The organism is Lysobacter arenosi (assembly GCF_016613475.2).
Classification (GTDB): domain Bacteria; phylum Pseudomonadota; class Gammaproteobacteria; order Xanthomonadales; family Xanthomonadaceae; genus Lysobacter_J; species Lysobacter_J arenosi.
Genome location: NZ_CP071517.1, coordinates 1,441,343 through 1,458,805, shown reverse-complemented (window position 1 = coordinate 1,458,805; position 17,463 = coordinate 1,441,343). Strand labels below are relative to the sequence as shown.

Here is a 17,463-nt window from a genome sequence, read left to right as displayed (position 1 = left end):
CGGAAACCGGGGATTTTACCGGACCGGCCCGCCCATCGCCGCCGTCCGGTAGACCAGCCTGAGCTCGTCGGGCATCAGCCCCGGCGCGAACAGGAAGCCCTGGCCGATGCTGACCCCCAGTTGCAGCAGGAACTCACGGTGTTCCTCGGTCTCAACGCCTTCGGCGACCAGGGTCAGGCCGAGGCTGCGGGCGATGCCGGCGACGGCCTGGCAGACCGCCACGTCGGACTGGTTGCCCGGCACGCCCTGGACGAACAGCTGGCTCAGCTTGAGGCCATGGATGGGCAGCCGGCGCAGGTAGTTGAGCGCGCTGTAGCCCTCGCCGAAATCGTCGATCGTCAGCATCACGCCCATCTCGCGAAGCGCGGCGAAGGTGCGCAGCGTGTCGGGCGCGTCCTCGATCAGCACGCGCTCGGTGAACTCCAGTTCCAGCGCGTTGCCGGGCAGGCCGTACTCGGCCAAGGCCGAGCTGACGCTGCTGGCCAGGTCTTCACCGAGGAACTGCCGGTACGACACGTTCACCGCCACGCGCGGCACGGCCAGCCCGCCTTCCTGCCATTCGCGCAGTTGCCGGCAGGCTTCCTGCAGCACCCAGTCGCCGATGCCGACGATGTCGCCGGTGGTTTCGGCGTGATCGATGAACTTGTCCGGACGGATCTCGCCCAGCGAGTGGTTGCGCCAGCGGATCAGGGCTTCCGCCGCGACCATCGCACCGGTGGTGAGGTCGACCTGCGGCTGGTAGACCAGATGGAACTCTTCGTTGTTGACCGCGCGGCGCAGGTGCGTCTCCAGCTGCAATCGATGCAGCTGCTGCTCGGCCAGTTCCGGCGTGAATGCCTGCCAGCCGTTGCGGCCACGACGCTTGCTGTCGTACATCGCCACGTCGGCGCTCTGGATCAGCTGCTGCGAGCGCACGCCGTCGAGCGGTGCCTGCGCAATGCCGATGCTGGCGGTGATGCTGAACTCCTCGCCGTCGAGGCGGAAGCTGTCGCCGAAGATCTCCAGGATCGCATCGGCCAGGCGTTCCGGCCGCGACGGATCACTGCCGGTGTCGCAGATGATCAGGAATTCGTCGCCGCCGAATCGCGCGATCAGGCCTTCGCTGCCAATCGCGCGCTGGATGCGGCGGCCGGCCGAGGCGAGCAGTCGATCGCCGGCGGCATGGCCGAGCACATCGTTGACGACCTTGAAGCGATCCAGGTCGACATAGAGCACGGCGAGGGTGTCGCGAAGCGGATCGTCGAGGCGGCTCTCCAGCTCGGCCAGCACCGCATCGCGGTTGAGCAGGCCGGTCAGCGGATCGCTGCGCGCCTGCACGCGCAGCGTTTCCTCGTCGTGCTTGCGCTCGGTGATGTCCTGCAGCGTGCCGGTCAAACGCGAGTTGAGCGGATCTGCCGCGTCGGCCTCGCCGATCACGCGCAGCCAGAAGCCGCGGCCGTCGGCGCGATGGCCCTGGACTTCGAGTTCGAGCTTGCGCCCGAATGAGATCGCCTGGCCCAGCGCCGCGCGCAGGCGTTCACGATCCTGCGTGCGCAGGCAGGCCAGCATGCCTTCGATGGTCGTAGGCGCCGGCCGATGGCCGAGGATGCGTTGCGCCTCGTCGGTCAGGTACAGCCGGTCCGGTCCGACCTCCCATTCCCAGCCGCCGATGTGCGCCATCGCCTGGGCGCGATCGAACAGCGTGCTGTCGCGCTTGAGCGTGGTGATGTCGGAGAACAGCGACAGCACCTGGTGTGGCTTGTCGCCATCGGGCGGGAACTGCGGCACCGCCGTCACCGACAGCCACATCAGCTGCTGCCTCGCACGGTGGTACAGCCCCAGGACCGTGCTCTCGCAGATGCGTCCGGTCTTCAGGGCGCGATGCGAAGGGTACATGTCGGGAGACAGCTGCCGGCCGCGATCGTCGACGACCATCCAGTTGTCCTCGCGCAGCGCGTCGTTGACCGACTCGTCTTCGCCGACGCCCAGGATCTTCATCGCCGCCACGTTGGTGTAGACGATCTGCAGGTCGGCATCCTGGATCAGGATGCCGCGGTCCATCGCTTCCATCAGTTCGCGATAGCGCAATTGCCCGGTGAGCCGGCTGCTCAGATCGCGCGCGACCGCGACCATCGCCTTGCGGCCGTCGTACAGCAGCGGCCCGGTGTGGACCTCGACCGGAAAGCGCGTGCCGTCGCTGCGCATGTTGGTGACCTCGACCATGTAGCTTCCGCCACGGTTGAGCGTCTCCAGCACCGGAACCATGTGGTCCTGCGGCAGTTCGGGGTTGATGGTCTCGATCGGCTGGCCGATCAGCTCCTCGCGCGGGCGCCGATACGATTCCAGTCCGGAACGATTGAGGTCGAGCACGGTGCCGTCGTAGGCAATGATGCTGACCGGGTCGGGCAGGGCGTCGAACAGGTCGCGATAGCGCTGGCGTTCGGCATCGGCTTCGGCGCAGGAGTCGTGCAATGCCTGGCGCGCCTGTTGCAGGAGCGCGCGGGTGTCTTCGGAAAGTTCGCCGTCGCGCGCGAGCGCGTGGTCGATGGCTGCCAGCGTGGCCGCCGCATCGGCCCCATCGGCCGGTCCGGCCGATGTCGAAGGGCCTGCCGCTGGCGCCTTCGACGTCATGAGGCCGCGAGCGCCTTGCCGACCCGGCTGCCGGTTTCGCGTCCCAGCAGGGCGGCGAGCCAGCGGCCGGTTTCCGCCAGCGCGGGCAGGTCGATGCCGGTCTCGATGCCAAGCCCGTGCAGCATGTAGACGACGTCCTCGCTGGCGACGTTGCCGCTGGCGCCCTTGGCGTACGGGCAGCCACCGGTGCCGGAGACGGCGGAATCGACCACCGCGACGCCTTCTTCCAGGCAGGCGAGGATGTTGGCCAGCGCCTGGCCATAGGTGTCGTGGAAATGCACGGCGAGCGCGCCGATCGGCACTTCCTGCGCCACCGCCAGCAACATCGCGCGTGCCTTGCCGGGCGTGCCAATGCCAATCGTGTCGCCGAGCGAGACTTCGTAGCAGCCCATGTCGTGCAGCGCACGCGCAACGCGGACCACGTCGGCCAGCGGCACTTCGCCCTGGTACGGGCAACCGAGCACGGTGGAGACATAGCCGCGCACCGCCACGCCGTCGGCGCGTGCGCGCTCCATCACCGGGACGAAGCGCTGCAGCGATTCGTCGATGCTGGCATTGATGTTGCGGCGGTTGAATTCCTCGGACGCGGCGGTGAACACCGCGATCTCGTCGACGCCGGCGCTGCGTGCGCGTGCATAGCCCTGTTCGTTGGGCACCAGCACCGGGTAGCGAACGCCGGGCCGGCGATGGATGCCGGCCAGCACTTCGGCGGCATCGGCCAGCTGCGGCACCCACTTGGGACTGACGAAGCTGGTGGCCTCGATGCTGCGCAGGCCAGTCGCCGAGAGGCGATCGATCAGTTCGATCTTGTCGGCGGTGGCGACGTTGGTTTTCTCGTTCTGCAGGCCGTCGCGCGGGCCTACTTCGACGATGCGGACCGAGCGCTTCATGACGCCAACGCCACCAGCACGGTGTCGGCCTCGACGAAGTCGCCGGCGGCCGCGCGCACTTCGGCGACCGTGCCCGCGCGCGGCGACTTGAGGCTCAACTCCATCTTCATCGCTTCGATCACCATCAGCTCCTGTCCTGCCTCGACCTCGTCGCCCGGCGCGGCCTTGACCAGCACCACCCGTCCGGGCATCGGCGCCAGCAACCGGTTGCCGGTGCCGACCGCGCTGCTTCGCTCCGGACGATACATCGGCACCGCCTGAAGACGGAGTCGACGCCCGCCGTCATGCACGACGATCCGCCCGTCGCCCGCGCTGTTTCCGGGGCCTGCATCCATAGCCAACGTAAAGCGGCGGCCGCGTCCGTCAATGCGCAGGCTGAGGCCGTCGCCGGCCTCGTTGCGGGCGCCTTCGACGCTGTGGATCCGGTCCGCGTGCTCGATGCGGTAGTTGCCGTTGCTGCCCTGCGCGTGCAGCTCCAGGCGCCGTTCGCCCTGCAGGAAGGCCAGGCTGCGGCGGCTGCCGTGGCCCAGGCGCCAGCCATCGGCGATCGCCCACGGCGAAGACGGGTCGGTCGAAGCGCCGGCGCGCTCCAGGGACTGGCGCTCCTGCACCAGCAGCTGGGCCGTGGCGGCGGCCAACAGCAGGTCCTGCGCGGTGTCGTCGCTGGCGGTGTCGCCGGCCTGGATGAATTCGTCCAGGTGGCGGTCGAGATAACCGGTGTCGATGCGACCTTCGACGACCGCCGGGTGGCGGACCAGGCGCTCGAGGAACTCGATGTTGGCCTTCGGCCCGGCGATGTCGCACTGCGCCAGCGCCGCACGCAGGCGGGCGAGGGCGCGCGGACGGTCTGCGTCATGGACGATGAGCTTGGCGATCATCGGGTCGTAGAAGATCGTGACGGTGTCGCCCTCGATCACACCCGAATCGATGCGCACGTGCTGGTCGGCTGCCGGCAAACGCAGCCGCTCCAGCCGCCCGGAACCGGGCAGGAAGCCGGCATCGGGATCTTCGGCGTACAGCCGGACTTCGATGGCGTGGCCTTGTTGTGCGATCTGGCCCTGCGCCAGCGGCAGCGCTTCGCCGGCGGCGACGCGCAGTTGCCATTCGACCAGGTCCAGGCCGGTGACGAATTCGGTGACCGGATGTTCGACCTGCAGGCGGGTGTTGATCTCCATGAAGTAGAAGCCACCGTCCTGCCCAACGATGAACTCGACCGTGCCGGCGTTGACGTAGTCGATCGCGCGCGCGGCAAGCACCGCGGCAGAACCCATCGCATCGCGCAACTGCGCCGAGAGGAACGGCGAGGGCGATTCCTCGAGCACCTTCTGGTAGCGGCGCTGTGCCGAGCATTCGCGCTCGTTCAGATGGAGGGTGTGGCCGTGGCTGTCGCCGAACACCTGGATCTCGATGTGGCGCGGGCGCTCGACGTAACGCTCCAGCAGCACGCGATCGCGACCGAAGGCATTGCGCGCCTCGCGCTGGCAGCTTTCCAGGTTGGCGGCGAACTCGCCGCTGTCGCGGACGATGCGCATGCCCTTGCCGCCGCCGCCGTGTGCGGCCTTGATCATCAGCGGATAACCGATCGCGTCGGCTTCGCGCTGGAGCACGTCGGGCGACTGGTCCTCGCCGGTGTAGCCGGGGACGACCGGCACGCCGGCGGCCTGCATCAGTTCCTTGGCACCGGCCTTGCTGCCCATCTTGCGCATCGAGGCCGCCTTGGGCCCGATGAAGACGACGCCGGCCGCTTCGACCGCATCGGCGAAGTCGGCGTTCTCGCTGAGGAAACCGTAGCCGGGATGGATCGCCTGTGCGCCGGACTTCAGCGCGACTTCGAGGATCGCATCGCCACGCAGGTAGCTTTCGGCCGGGCGCGGTCCGCCAATCGGCCACGCCTCATCGGCCAGGCGCACATGCTGCGCATCGGCATCGGCCTGCGAGTACACCGCGACCGTGGCGATGCCGAGACGACGGCAGGTGCGGATCACGCGGCAGGCGATCTCGCCTCGATTGGCAATCAGGATCTTGTCGAACAACTTCAAGCACTCCTTCAAAAAGCCCGCTCTTTCGGAGAGGCGTCAGGGCAGGGGCAGTGACCCCGCCCTTCGAATGGTTTCCCGGTGCGGCTGCCTACTGCGCCCAGTGCGGCTTGCGCTTTTCCAGGAAGGCGCCCAGGCCTTCCTGGCCTTCGGCCGATACTCGCAGACCGGCGATGAGCGCGGCATTGTCGGCATCGAGGCGATCGCGGTCGCGTTCGCCGGTGACCCGGCGGACCAGGGCCTTGGCGGTCGCCGAGGCCACGGGGCCGGCCTTCAGCAGCAGGTCGATCTGGCGCTGCACCGCCTGGTCCAGCTCATTGCCCGGGACCACCTGGTGGACCAGGCCGATCTCCAGCGCGGTGTCCGCAGTGAAGATCTCGGCGGTGGCGAACCAGCGCCGTGCCTGGCGCGGCCCGATCGCCTCGATCACGTAGGGCGAGATCACCGCCGGCAGCAGCCCGAGCTTGCTCTCGGTCAGGCCGAACTTCGCCTCGGGCGCGGCGATGGCGATATCGCAGCAGGCCACCAGGCCGACGCCGCCGCCGAAGGCGGCACCGTGCACGCGGGCGATGGTCGGCTTGGGCAGTTCGTCCAGGGTGCGCATCAGGCGGGCGAGGGCGAGCGAATCCTCGCGGTTGGCTGCCTCGCTGGCGGCGGCCATGCCGCGCATCCAGTTGAGGTCGGCGCCGGCCGAGAAAGAGGCGCCTTCACCCTCCAGCACGACCACCCGTACGCTGTCGTCGGCGGCCACCGCTTCCAGTGCGCCGGTCAGCGCGGCGATCACCATCGCGTCGAAGGCGTTGTGCAGGTCCGGTCGGTTCAGGCGCAGGCGGGCGACGGCCCCTTCGCGCACGTTCAGCAGGGGATGGGTCATCGGCCTGGGCTTGTTGGACTGTGGCGAATCATAGCCGCTGGCCCGCTGGACCCGTGCGTTTGCGGGCGGTGGTGTAGAATTGAGAACAATTCCCATTTGGCGCCTTGGCCCGATTCGCCCCCCGGGCCGGCTTGCAGGTGAACCTTGAAGCTGTCCGAATTGCCACGCCGTACCGCCGCCACCGTTGAAAGCGTCGAGGACCACTCGCCGAACGACTCCATCGCGCGTCGACTGCGCGAGCTCGGCTTCGTCCATGGCGAGCGCGTGGAAGTGATGGCGGCCGGTCCGGTGTCCGCAGAGCCGCTGCTGGTGCAGATCGGCTTCACCCGCTTCGCCTTGCGTCGCAGTGAAGCGGCGCGCGTGCGCGTGCAGTCCGCCGGCGATGGCAACGGCAGCGGCAAGCGCATCAATGGCTTCGACGCGGACGCTGAAAGCACGAAAGGCGGCCAGGCATGAGCAGCGCCGAAGCCATCCGCGTCGCCCTGGTCGGCAACCCGAACTGCGGCAAGACCGCGCTGTTCAACCAGCTCACCGGCAGCCGGCAGAAAGTCGCCAATTACGCCGGCGTCACCGTCGAGCGCAAGGAAGGCCGCTTCCATGCGCCGTCCGGACGCCACTACGCCGTGCTCGATCTGCCCGGCGCCTACAGCCTGCACGCCGCCAGCCTCGACGAGGCGGTGACGCGCGACCTGTGCCGCGGTTTCTATCCGGGTGAGCCCGCGCCGGACGTGCTGGTGTGCGTGGTCGATGCGACCAACCTGCGCCTGCACCTGCGCTTTGCCCTGGAAGTGCGCGAGCTGGGCCGGCCGATGGTGGTCGCGGTCAACATGATGGACGCGGCCAAGCGCCGCGGCATCGACATCGACCTGGCCGTGCTCGAGCGCGAGCTCGGCGTGCCGGTGGTGCCGACCGTGGCCGTGCGCAGCGGCGGCGCGCGCGAGCTGGTGGCGATGCTCGACAGCGTCGCCGACAAGCTGCACGAACCGCGCGTGCACCTGCCGGCCAACCTCGCCGACAATGCCGACGCGCTGCACGCCGAAACCCGGCGCCTGCTCGAACTGGCCGTGGCCATGCCGCGCCGCACCGCCGAGATCGATGACGCACTCGATCGCTGGCTGCTGCACCCGGTGCTCGGCCTGTTGTCGCTGGCGGTGGTGATGTTCCTGATCTTCCAGGCGGTCTATGCCTGGGCGACGCCGCTGATGGACCTGATCGAGGTCGGCACGGCCGCAACCGGCGAGTTCGTCGGCGCGATGCTGCCCGACGGTCCGCTGCGCAGCCTGCTGGTCGACGGCATCATCGCCGGCCTGGGCAGCGTCATCGTGTTCCTGCCGCAGATCCTGATCCTGTTCGCCTTCATCCTCGCGCTGGAGGAGTCGGGCTACCTGCCGCGTGCGGCCTTCCTGCTCGACCGGATGATGGCGTCGGCAGGCCTGTCCGGCCGCTCGTTCATTCCGCTGCTGTCGAGCTTCGCCTGCGCGGTGCCGGGCATCATGGCCACGCGCTCGATCCAGGACCCGCGCGACCGTCTTGCGACGATCCTGGTGTCGCCGCTGATGACCTGCTCGGCGCGACTGCCGGTGTATGCGCTGTTGATCGGTGCCTTCATTCCGCAGAAGCAGGTGCTGGGTGTCCTCAACCAGCAGGGCCTGGTGCTGTTCGGCCTGTACGCGGCCGGCATCATCAGCGCACTGGCGGTGTCGTGGGTGATGAAGAAGTGGCGCCGCGACAAGAGCGAGCACGCGCTGCTGCTGGAGCTGCCGTCGTACCGCATCCCGCACCCGCGCGACCTGCTGATCGGCCTGTGGGAGCGCGCCTGGATCTTCCTGCGTCGCGTCGGCGGCATCATCCTGGCGCTGACGATCCTGCTGTGGTTCCTGCTGTCGTTCCCGGGTGCGCCGGCGGGCGCCACCGGCCCGGCCATCGACTACAGCTTCGCCGGCCGCATCGGCCATGCGATGACGACGGTGTTCGCGCCGCTGGGCTTCAACTGGCAGATCTGCATCGCGCTGATCCCGGGCATGGCGGCACGCGAAGTCGTGGTGTCGTCGCTGGCCACGGTCTATGCGCTGTCGGCCGCCAGCGACGATGCCGCCACGCAGGCACTGACCCCGCTGATCAGCAACGGCTGGTCGCTGGCCACGGCTCTGTCGCTGCTGGTGTGGTTCATCTATGCGCCGCAGTGCATCTCCACGCTGGCCACGATCAAGCGCGAGACCAACTCGTGGAAGCAGGTGGGCATCAGCGCCGGCTACCTGTTCGCGCTGGCCTACCTGGCTTCGATGCTGACCTACCAGATCGCCGTGGCGCTGGGGGCAGGGTGAGCATGGACGCCGGCCTGCTCGCGCAGTACCTGGTCATCGCCTTGGCGGTGGTGATCAGTGCGGGCTTCGTGGCGCGGCGGCAGTTTCCCAACGCGGTACGCCGGTTGCGCATCGCGCTGGCGATACCGATGGTGCGTGACGGGCAGCCTGGCTGGTTGCGCGCGCTGGGGCGTCGCATCGCGCCGCCGGCGAGCCTGGGCGACGACAGCTGTGGCGGCTGCGATAACTGCGGCCCGGCGCCGCCGCGCAAGCATCGGTGATGACCGTCATCCCGGCGTTCGCCGGGATGACGTCGTAGCTAGTGGCGCCCGCGTCCGCGTCCGGCCCGATAGCCCTTTACCTCGACCGCTTCGACTTCCAGCGTAAAGGAGCGCTCTTCGCCGGCGAAGAGCGCCCCGACCCCCATGACCTGGCGATCGATCTCGACGCCCTCGTCATTGCGGATGGTCAGCACCACCGAATACTCCAGGGCGTTGTCGCCCGGCGGTGGCTTGATCGTTCCTTCCACGCGCAGCGGCACCGACCGCTGCTTGGCGGACTCCACGGCATCGGGGTCGAAGCGCAAATGGTGCCTGCAGGACGGACAGACGGTGGCGCTGTCGAGGATCTTCGTCTTGCAGTGCGGACAGATGCGCGTCGCACCGGGTGTACCGGGGCGAACGGCACTCATGCGGCGGTGCTCGCCTCCGCCTTGTTGAAGTCGGCCTTGTCAGCCTTGTCGGCCTTGCCATTGGCCTTGGCCGCTTCCTTCTCGTCCCAGCCGAACTCGACCTGGCCGCGCATGCGCGCACCGGCCGCGACCGTGACCGTGCCGGCCTTGACGTCGCCGACGACCACGCCGCCTTCGAGCAGCTCGACGCGTGCAGCCGATTCGATGTTGCCTTCGAGCTCGCCGGCGATGACGACCTTGCGCGCACGCACGCCGCCGGTGACCTTGGCGCCGACTTCGACCGTCAGGTCGCCTTCGACCTGCACGTCGCCCTTGAAGCGACCGGCGATGCGGATGTGGCCAGCGCCCTGGATCTTGCCTTCGATGGACAGGTCAGCGGCGATCAGAGACTCCTTGCCCTCGCGCTCGACCGGGCGCGGTGCTGCCGCGACGGCGGGCTTGGGAGTGGTGGAACCGAATGAAATTTCATTGCGCACGTCCGGCTCCTTGCCCAGTGCGGATTCGGGTTGCCCCGGCTGGGTCGGCGGCACGTTTTGCTTCGGGGTGGACGACGGGGGGGAATTGAAGATCGCCATGGGGACTTCCTGATGTTGGGCAAGACACACTGAGCAGTGATGGAGTGCAACCAGTCGAGGCTACTGGCCGCTCGCCATCATCGGTGTGACGTGCCTCACCCAATCATCACTTTGGCCCAGCCGTTTATCTGACGATCACCTGCCTGACTGGGCCAAGCGCGCACTCGCGCGCAAAACGGCATCGACGCTACATGCGGAACACGCCGAAGCGCGTGCGCTCCTCGATCGGTGCATTGAGGCTGGCCGACAGGCCAAGGCCGAGCACGCGACGCGTGTCGGCCGGATCGATGATGCCGTCGTCCCAGAGACGGGCGGTGGCGTAGTAGGGGTTGCCCTGGCTTTCGTACTGGTCGCGGATCGGTGCCTTGAAGGCTTCTTCCTCCTCGGCCGTCCAGACCTTGCCGGCGGCTTCGATGCCGTCGCGCTTGACCGTGGCGAGCACGCTCGCCGCCTGCTCGCCGCCCATCACCGAGATGCGCGCGTTGGGCCACATCCACAGGAAACGTGCGCCATAGGAGCGGCCGCACATGGCGTAGTTGCCGGCGCCGAAGCTGCCGCCGATGACGACTGTGAACTTGGGCACATGCGAACACGCAACCGCCGTCACCATCTTCGCTCCGTCCTTGGCGATGCCGGCGTTCTCGTACTTGCGGCCGACCATGAAGCCGGTGATGTTCTGCAGGAACACCAGCGGGATGCCGCGCTGGTTGCACAGCTCGATGAAGTGCGCGCCCTTGAGCGCGCTCTCGGCGAACAGGATGCCGTTGTTGGCGACGATGCCGACCGGGTAACCGTGCAGGTGGGCGAAGCCGGTGACCAGCGTCTTGCCGTAGCGCGCCTTGAACTCCTGGAAGTCGCTGCCATCGACGACGCGGGCGATGACCTCGCGGATGTCGAACGGGCGGCGCGTGTCCTTGGGCACGATGCCGTACAGCTCGCTGGACGGATACAACGGTTCGCGCGCGGCCTGCACCGCAACCGGCAGCGTCTTGCGGCGATTGAACGTGGCGACGATGTCGCGGGCGATCTGCAGCGCGTGGCGGTCGTCCTCTGCGAAGTGATCGGCCACGCCGGACACGCTGGTGTGCACGTCGGCGCCACCGAGTGTTTCGGCGTCGACGATCTCGCCGGTGGCGGCCTTCACCAGCGGCGGACCACCGAGGAAGATCGTGCCCTGTTCGCGCACGATGATCGACTCGTCGCACATCGCCGGGACGTAGGCGCCACCAGCGGTGCACGAGCCCATGACCACGGCGACCTGCGGGATGTTCTCCGCGCTCAGCCGTGCCTGGTTGTAGAAGATGCGGCCGAAGTGTTCCTTGTCCGGGAATACCTCGTCCTGCAGCGGCAGGAACGCACCGCCGGAGTCGACCAGGTAGACGCAGGGCAGGTGGTTCTCCCGCGCGATTTCCTGCGCGCGCAGATGCTTCTTCACTGTCATCGGGAAGTAGGTGCCGCCCTTGACGGTGGCGTCGTTGGCGACGATCACCACTTCCTGTCCCATCACCCGGCCGATGCCGCAGACCATGCCGGCTGCCGGCGCGGCATCGTCGTACATGCCTTCGGCAGCGAGCGGTGCAATCTCGAGGAACGGCGAACCCGGGTCGAGCAGGGCAGTGATGCGATCGCGCGCCAGCAGCTTGCCGCGCTCGGTATGGCGGGCGCGTGCCTTGTCTCCGCCGCCCTCGGCGGCGCGGGCAAGTCGGGCATCGAGTTCATCGACCAGGGCGCGGTGGTAGGCGACGTTGTCCTGGAAATCCTGGGAGCGCGGATCGATGTTGGAAGTCAGTGCGGGCATCGATGCAAGGGGTGCGGAAGATTCGGCATGAGACCACAAAGGCGCCAGACCGTCATCCCGGCGAAAGCCGGGATCCATTTGCCCTTGCCCGCGAACGCAAAAAGAAAGGCCCGCTTGCGCGGGCCTCTCGAAATCGTTGCAGCAAACATATTGCGCTTACTTCTTCACTTCTTCCGCGGCCTTGTCGGCCTTGTCGGCAACCTTCTCCGCAGCGTCGGCCGTGGCCTGGGCGGCATCGGCGGTGGCAGCGGCGGCGCCGGCGGCGGCGTTGGAAGCAGCGGCGGCGGTCGAGTCGGCAGCCTGTTCCACGGCGGCACCGGCCTGGGCGGCGGCGGCGTCAGTGGCGGCGGCAGCGGCTTCGGCGCTTTCGGTCGCGGCGGTGGAGGCGGCATCGGCGGCCTGCGAAGCAGCGTTGGCGGCTTCGGCGGCTTCGGTCTGCGCGGTGTCGGTCTTCTGACAGGCCGACAGGGCCAGGACGGCGGCGGCCAGGGCTACATAGAGCTTGATGTTCATGAGTCTCTCCGTTGGGTTGTCCGAGAAGTGCCAGGTAAAAGTTCACCATCAACAAGATCAGGCAACGCCGGTGCTCATTGCGATCCGGCCGGGCCAGTCCGATCGTTCACTGATCGGGTGTGGAGCTTACTGCTAACCACGTGAATTGGTATGGGGGCCACGAAGCACCTGACGTCGTGGCCGGCCCCACTACGGAAAAAGCCGCCGGGAAACCCCGGCGGCCTTTCCTGTGAGAGCAACACCCGGGCAGTTACCTGCCCGAAGTGATTACTTCTTCACTTCTTCCTTGGCAGCGTCAGCAGCCTGGGTAGCAGCGTCAGCAGCCTGGGTGGCGGCGTCAGCAGCCTGACCAGCGGCGTCAGCAGCTGCGTCGGCAGCGGCCGGAGCAGCGGCAGCGGCGGTGGCGTCAGCCGAAGCGGCGGCAGCGTCAGCAGCCTGGGCAGCGGTGTCGGCAGCAGCCTGGGCAGCGTCGGCAGCAGCGGCGTCGCCGGTAGCAGCAGCGGTGTCAGCAGCAGCAGCGGCTTCGGTCGAAGCAGCGGCGGCGTCCGTGGCAGCTTCGTCAGCCTGCTTCTGGTTCGAGCAAGCAGCCAGGGCCAGGCCCATAGCCAGGGCGAGCAGCGCCTTGTTGAAAGTCATGGTTTATATCCTCGTCGTTTAGTTAGGCAACGCGCAATTGCGCGTCTATAACATGATGACAAGCCGGTGACGCGTGTCAAGCGGCTTGTCCGGTTTTTTTTAAGTAATACGTTTTTAACGTCTTATAGCACTTCTACAGCAATCGCCGTGGCTTCGCCACCGCCAATGCACAGGGAAGCGACGCCGCGCTTGACGCCGCGTGCACGCAGGGCATGCACCAGGGTCACGACCAGACGGGCGCCGCTGGCACCGATCGGGTGACCCAGGGCAACCGCGCCACCGTTGACGTTCAGCTTTTCGTGGGGGATCCCGAGGTCCTTCATCGGCGCCATGGCCACACAGGCAAACGCTTCATTGACCTCGAACAGGTCGACATCGCCGACCTGCCAGCCGGCCTTGGCCAGCACGTTTGAAATCGCTTTCACCGGTGCGGTGGTGAACCATTCCGGCGCCTGTGCATGGCCGGCATGGGCGACGATGCGGGCCAGCGGCTTGAGGCCGCGCTTGCTGGCTTCCTCGGCGCTCATCAGCACGGTGGCGGCGGCACCATCGGAAATCTTCGACGACGACGCGGCGGTCAGCACGCCTTCCTTGCCGAAGGCCGCGCGCAGCGTCGGGATCTTGGCCAGGTCGATCTTGCCCGGCTCTTCGTCACCGTCGACGACGACGTCACCCTTGCGACCCTTGACGGTCACCGGGACGATCTCGTCCTTGAATGCACCGCCGGTCACGGCGGCTTGCGCGCGCCGCGCGCTTTCGGCCGAGAAGGCATCGAGCGATGCGCGGTCGAACTCGTACTTCTCGCATGCCATGTCGCCAAACACGCCCATCGCCTTGCCGTCGTACGGACTGGTCAGGCCGTCCCACGCCATGTGGTCGAGGAACTCGGCGCTGCCGTAGCGGATGCCGGTGCGCGAGTTGTTGAGCAGGTGCGGTGCGTTGGTCATCGACTCCATGCCGCCGGCGACCACGACGTTCGCCGAGCCGGCCTTGATCAGGTCGGTGGCCAGCATGATCGCCTTCATGCCCGAGCCGCAGACCTTGTTGATGGTCGTCGCGCCGGCCGAGGTCGGCAGGCCGGCAGCAAGCGCGGCCTGGCGCGCCGGTGCCTGGCCCAGGCCGGCCGGCAGGACGCAACCCATGATCACTTCGTCGACCTGGTCGGCGGCGACGTTGGCGTGTTCGAGCGCGCCGGTGATGGCGGCCGTGCCCAGCACTGGCGTCGGGACGCCGGTGAACTGACCGAGGAAGGAACCGATGGCGGTGCGCTTGGCACCGACGATGACGACGTCACTCATGAAAACTCCAGGACATTGCGGGCCAGCGCGGGGCCGGAACCCCCGGATTATGCGGCTGCATGCTGCACCGCCGCAAACCACCCGGGCGGCCGGCCTGTTCAGGCCGCGGTAGGGGGGCTCTTGGGCCCGAAGCCAAATGGCTCATGAAGGGCAGGTACCCGGCCCGGACCGCCGCGCCGTCCGAACCGGGTCCGTCGGAGTGCGGGCGACGGTGGCGATGCCATTGCCATCGCGCAGTCCGGCGGTCGTCACACGCTCACGTCGGGACGACCAGGATGCCGTGTGTGTGAGACACGGCCCGGCAATTGGCGCAACTGCGACTTGTTCCGATTGTGGTGGCCTGCATGTTGGATTAAAAGAACCCAAGGACGAGCGCTGGATTCGCTGGGGAGCGAACGCGCCGTGGTCGAGGGCGAGATGGCTTATCGCGAACGAGGACTGGTCACCGCGTTGCGCAGCGCATTGCTGCTGTCGGCGGTATGCGGGCTGGCTGCCTGTGGTGGTGGCGGTGGTGGTGGCAACGTCCGGTCTGGTCCGCCGCCTGCAACCGTGACGCCGCCGACGCCACCCCCGCCGCCTCCGCCGACACCTCCGGTGGTGTCCACGCCGGATCCACAGTTCAGCCAGCACCTGGTCTCGACCAATGCCGCCGCTGCGCGACAAGCAGGAATCACCGGCGCAGGCGTGCGCATCGGCGTGGTCGACAGCGGCGTGATGCACAACCACCCGGCGTTGTCGCCGCGCGTGCTGGAAAACCTCAACTACATCTCGTCGCCGCCCAACAACCTGGCCATCGACGATGTCGTCGGTCATGGCACCGCGGTGTCGCAGATCATGGCCGGTACGCCCTTCGGTGCCTGGCCGGGCGGCATCGCGCCCGGTGCGCAGATCGTCTCGGCGCGCATCATCAGCGACGAGGAACCCAAGGACGACGGGTCCGGTTCGGGCAACGAGGTCAATGGGGCGCTTGGACTCAAGGGAATCCACGAGGACCTGATCAACCGCGGCGTGCGGGTGATGAACAATTCCTGGGGCGGCCTGTACTGGACCAACCCGGCCGCGACCGCGGCGATCGCCGACGAGTACCGTCCCTTCATCATCAGCAACGGCGGCCTGGTGGTGTTCGCCACCGGCAACGAGTCCAAGCCCAACCCGTCGAGCATGGCCGCGCTGCCCAGCCAGCCTGGTAACGCTGGCAGTTTGCCGGCGGCAGACCTGGAACGCGGCTGGATCGCGGCGACGGCGCTGGAAGGCACCAACGCACTGGCCAGCTACGCCAACGCCTGTGGCCAGGCAATGCGCTATTGCATCGGTGCGCTCGGCGAAGTGGTGGTGACGGGCAAGGACGATTCGCCGACGTCGCCGAGCTACTGGCGCTACCGCGGCACGTCATTGGCCGCGCCGCAAATATCCGGTGCCGCCGCACTGGTGTGGCAGGCGTTTCCGTTCTTCAGCAACGACAACGTCCGGCAGACGCTGCTGGGCACGGCGACGGACCTGGGCGCGACCGGCATCGATGCCACCTTCGGCAACGGCATGCTCAATATCGCCGGTGCGATCCGCGGTCCACAGCGGCTGGATTTCGGCGACTTCACGGTCCGCTTCGACAACAGCTCCGTCATTTTCGGCAACCAGCTGACCGGTCCCGGGCGGCTGGTCAAGGAAGGCAACGGCACGCTGCGGCTGGCACAGAGCGCATTCAACGGTGGCGGCACGGTGGTCAATGGCGGCGTGCTCATCAGCAACCAGCTGTCTGGCCTGACCACCATCGGCGCGCAAGGCGAAGCGCGCATCGGCGCCAGCAGCGGTTCCTTCGAGAACCAGGGCCGTCTGGTCGCCGATGGCGACAACATCACCATCCAGGGCACCTACCACCAGACAGCCGGGGCCGAACTGGCGTACCGGGTCGGCGCGCCGGTGACGATTACCGGTGCCACGGCCATCGACGGCGGCGATGTCCACGTGCTCGGCGTGAAGTCGGGCTACACCTGGCAGGCGCAGGAACGCGTGCTGTTCGCGATGGCCGGCTATACCGGCAGGTTCGATGCACTGACTGCCGCGCCCGGCGTGTTCCTGCAGGCGTCGCTGCGTTACGAACCGCTGCTGGTGATGCTCGACATCACCCGGCTGGATGTCACCGCCGCCGCGCAGAGCATGGGCTTGAGTCCGGCTTCGGTCGGCAGTGCCGAACGCGTGGAAGGCGCCTTCGACCAGATCGACCAGGGCGGCCAGTCCGCAGTCGATGGTGAGTTTCTAGGCGCGGCCGGGGCAATCCAGCAGACCGCCAGTGCGGCCGCCGCCGAACGCACGCTGTCGAGCCTGTCGGGTGAGCTGCACGGTGCCGACACCGCCTTCGCGCTGATGGCGATCGAAGGCAATCGGCGCGCGCTAGAATCACGCGTGGATGCGTTGCAGGCCGCGCCCGTGGCGGGCGCATGGGCCGATGACCTCGACGCGCAGCGGGCGATGTCGCGATTCGACATCGACGCCGACGGCTGGATGCTTGGCCAGGACCACCGCTTCGGCGATCGCCTGACCGTCGGCATGGCCCTGTCGGAGACCGAGGGTTACGCCCACCACGACCTGCGTGCCGATCGCGAGCACAACCGCCAGGCAGAAGCGCAGCTTTACGGTGCCTATGACCTCGGCCGCGGCTACCTCCTTGGCAGCGTCGCGCTGGGTCGCATGCAGCGCTGGACGCAGCGCGACATCCTGCTGGGCGCCGAATCGTTCCGCGTCGATGCCGACTATGCCCAACGCTATGCAACGGTCGGCCTCCAGGCCGGATGGCCGATTGCCGTCGGCAGGGGCCGCATCACGCCCTATGCCGGCGTGCAGTCGTTGCAACTCGATCGCGACGGCTTCAGCGAGGCCGGTGCCGCAGGTTTCGGCCTGAGCACCGCCGCATCGACGATGACGCTGAGCCAGGCCTTGTTCGGGGCGCGCTTTGCCTACGACTGGTCGGTCGGGTCATCGCTGTGGAGCCTGCAGGGTCGCGCCGAATGGCAGCGACTGCTGTCGCAGTCCGGCGGCGACATCGATGCGCGATTCACGGCGCTGGATATCTGGACGCCGATCGTTGGCGATGTCCTGGACCGCGATGTCGGGGTAGTCGGCCTGAGCCTTGCCACCCAGCTTCGTGGTGCGGGTCGCATTGGCTTCGACGTCGATGCCCAACGGATCCAGGGACAGACCTGGACCCGGGCGATGGCGACGTGGTCGCTGGGATGGTGAGCCGG

At 67.8% G+C, this 17,463-nt stretch carries 13 protein-coding genes and 1 pseudogene; 4 read left to right on the top strand and 10 right to left on the bottom strand.

Going from position 1 to position 17,463, the window contains the following annotated elements:
- Positions 1-15 precede the first annotated feature (15 nt).
- The 4 genes from HIV01_RS06870 to HIV01_RS06855 all read right to left on the bottom strand — a co-directional run bounded on the left by HIV01_RS06870 (position 16) and on the right by HIV01_RS06855 (position 6,410).
- Positions 16-2,610 (bottom strand): sensor domain-containing protein, encoded by a 2,595-nt coding sequence (locus HIV01_RS06870; RefSeq protein ID WP_200605689.1) that lies wholly within the window; start codon positions 2,608-2,610, stop codon positions 16-18.
- Complete coding sequence (locus HIV01_RS06865) at positions 2,607-3,500, bottom strand: hydroxymethylglutaryl-CoA lyase (protein WP_200605687.1); 894 nt, start codon at positions 3,498-3,500, stop codon at positions 2,607-2,609. The genes HIV01_RS06870 and HIV01_RS06865 overlap by 4 nt, the downstream gene beginning before the upstream one ends.
- Positions 3,497-5,533 carry an acetyl/propionyl/methylcrotonyl-CoA carboxylase subunit alpha gene (locus HIV01_RS06860; RefSeq protein ID WP_200605685.1) on the bottom strand — a complete coding sequence of 679 codons (2,037 nt, stop codon included), beginning with the start codon at positions 5,531-5,533 and terminating at the stop codon, positions 3,497-3,499. The genes HIV01_RS06865 and HIV01_RS06860 overlap by 4 nt, the downstream gene beginning before the upstream one ends.
- Positions 5,534-5,627: 94 nt before the next feature.
- Complete coding sequence (locus HIV01_RS06855) at positions 5,628-6,410, bottom strand: enoyl-CoA hydratase-related protein (protein WP_200605683.1); 783 nt, start codon at positions 6,408-6,410, stop codon at positions 5,628-5,630.
- 144 nt (positions 6,411-6,554) lie between these two features.
- On the opposite strand from HIV01_RS06855, the pseudogene HIV01_RS06850 reads away from it, so the two are divergent.
- The 3 genes and pseudogenes from HIV01_RS06850 to HIV01_RS06840 form a co-directional block, all read left to right on the top strand.
- Positions 6,555-6,791 (top strand): annotated as a pseudogene (locus tag HIV01_RS06850) (FeoA family protein); the annotation flags it as partial.
- A gap of 71 nt (positions 6,792-6,862) precedes the next feature.
- Positions 6,863-8,734: a ferrous iron transport protein B gene (gene feoB, locus HIV01_RS06845; RefSeq protein WP_200605679.1), complete on the top strand. Its 1,872-nt coding sequence runs from the start codon at positions 6,863-6,865 to the stop codon at positions 8,732-8,734.
- 2 nt (positions 8,735-8,736) lie between these two features.
- Positions 8,737-8,994, top strand: a complete 258-nt coding sequence (locus tag HIV01_RS06840; protein ID WP_200605678.1) for a DUF6587 family protein — start codon at positions 8,737-8,739, stop codon at positions 8,992-8,994.
- 38 nt (positions 8,995-9,032) lie between these two features.
- On the opposite strand, the gene HIV01_RS06835 is transcribed toward HIV01_RS06840, so the two are convergent.
- The 6 genes from HIV01_RS06835 to HIV01_RS06810 all read right to left on the bottom strand — a co-directional run bounded on the left by HIV01_RS06835 (position 9,033) and on the right by HIV01_RS06810 (position 14,224).
- Complete coding sequence (locus HIV01_RS06835) at positions 9,033-9,404, bottom strand: FYVE zinc finger domain-containing protein (RefSeq protein WP_200605677.1); 372 nt, start codon at positions 9,402-9,404, stop codon at positions 9,033-9,035.
- Positions 9,401-9,979 (bottom strand): bactofilin family protein, encoded by a 579-nt coding sequence (locus HIV01_RS06830; protein WP_200605676.1) that lies wholly within the window; start codon positions 9,977-9,979, stop codon positions 9,401-9,403. The genes HIV01_RS06835 and HIV01_RS06830 overlap by 4 nt, the downstream gene beginning before the upstream one ends.
- A gap of 187 nt (positions 9,980-10,166) precedes the next feature.
- Positions 10,167-11,777, bottom strand: a complete 1,611-nt coding sequence (locus HIV01_RS06825) for a carboxyl transferase domain-containing protein (protein ID WP_200605675.1) — start codon at positions 11,775-11,777, stop codon at positions 10,167-10,169.
- Between the two features lie 156 nt (positions 11,778-11,933).
- A complete protein-coding gene (locus HIV01_RS06820; RefSeq protein WP_200605674.1) occupies positions 11,934-12,290 on the bottom strand; it encodes a hypothetical protein in 357 nt (118 codons plus the stop codon).
- A 267-nt stretch (positions 12,291-12,557) separates the two neighbouring features.
- Positions 12,558-12,926, bottom strand: coding sequence for a hypothetical protein (locus HIV01_RS06815; RefSeq protein ID WP_200605673.1), 369 nt, complete (start codon positions 12,924-12,926; stop codon positions 12,558-12,560).
- A 122-nt stretch (positions 12,927-13,048) separates the two neighbouring features.
- Positions 13,049-14,224: a thiolase family protein gene (locus HIV01_RS06810; protein WP_200605672.1), complete on the bottom strand. Its 1,176-nt coding sequence runs from the start codon at positions 14,222-14,224 to the stop codon at positions 13,049-13,051.
- A 417-nt stretch (positions 14,225-14,641) separates the two neighbouring features.
- On the opposite strand from HIV01_RS06810, the gene HIV01_RS06805 reads away from it, so the two are divergent.
- Positions 14,642-17,458, top strand: coding sequence for a S8 family peptidase (locus tag HIV01_RS06805; protein ID WP_207527122.1), 2,817 nt, complete (start codon positions 14,642-14,644; stop codon positions 17,456-17,458).
- Positions 17,459-17,463 lie beyond the last annotated feature (5 nt).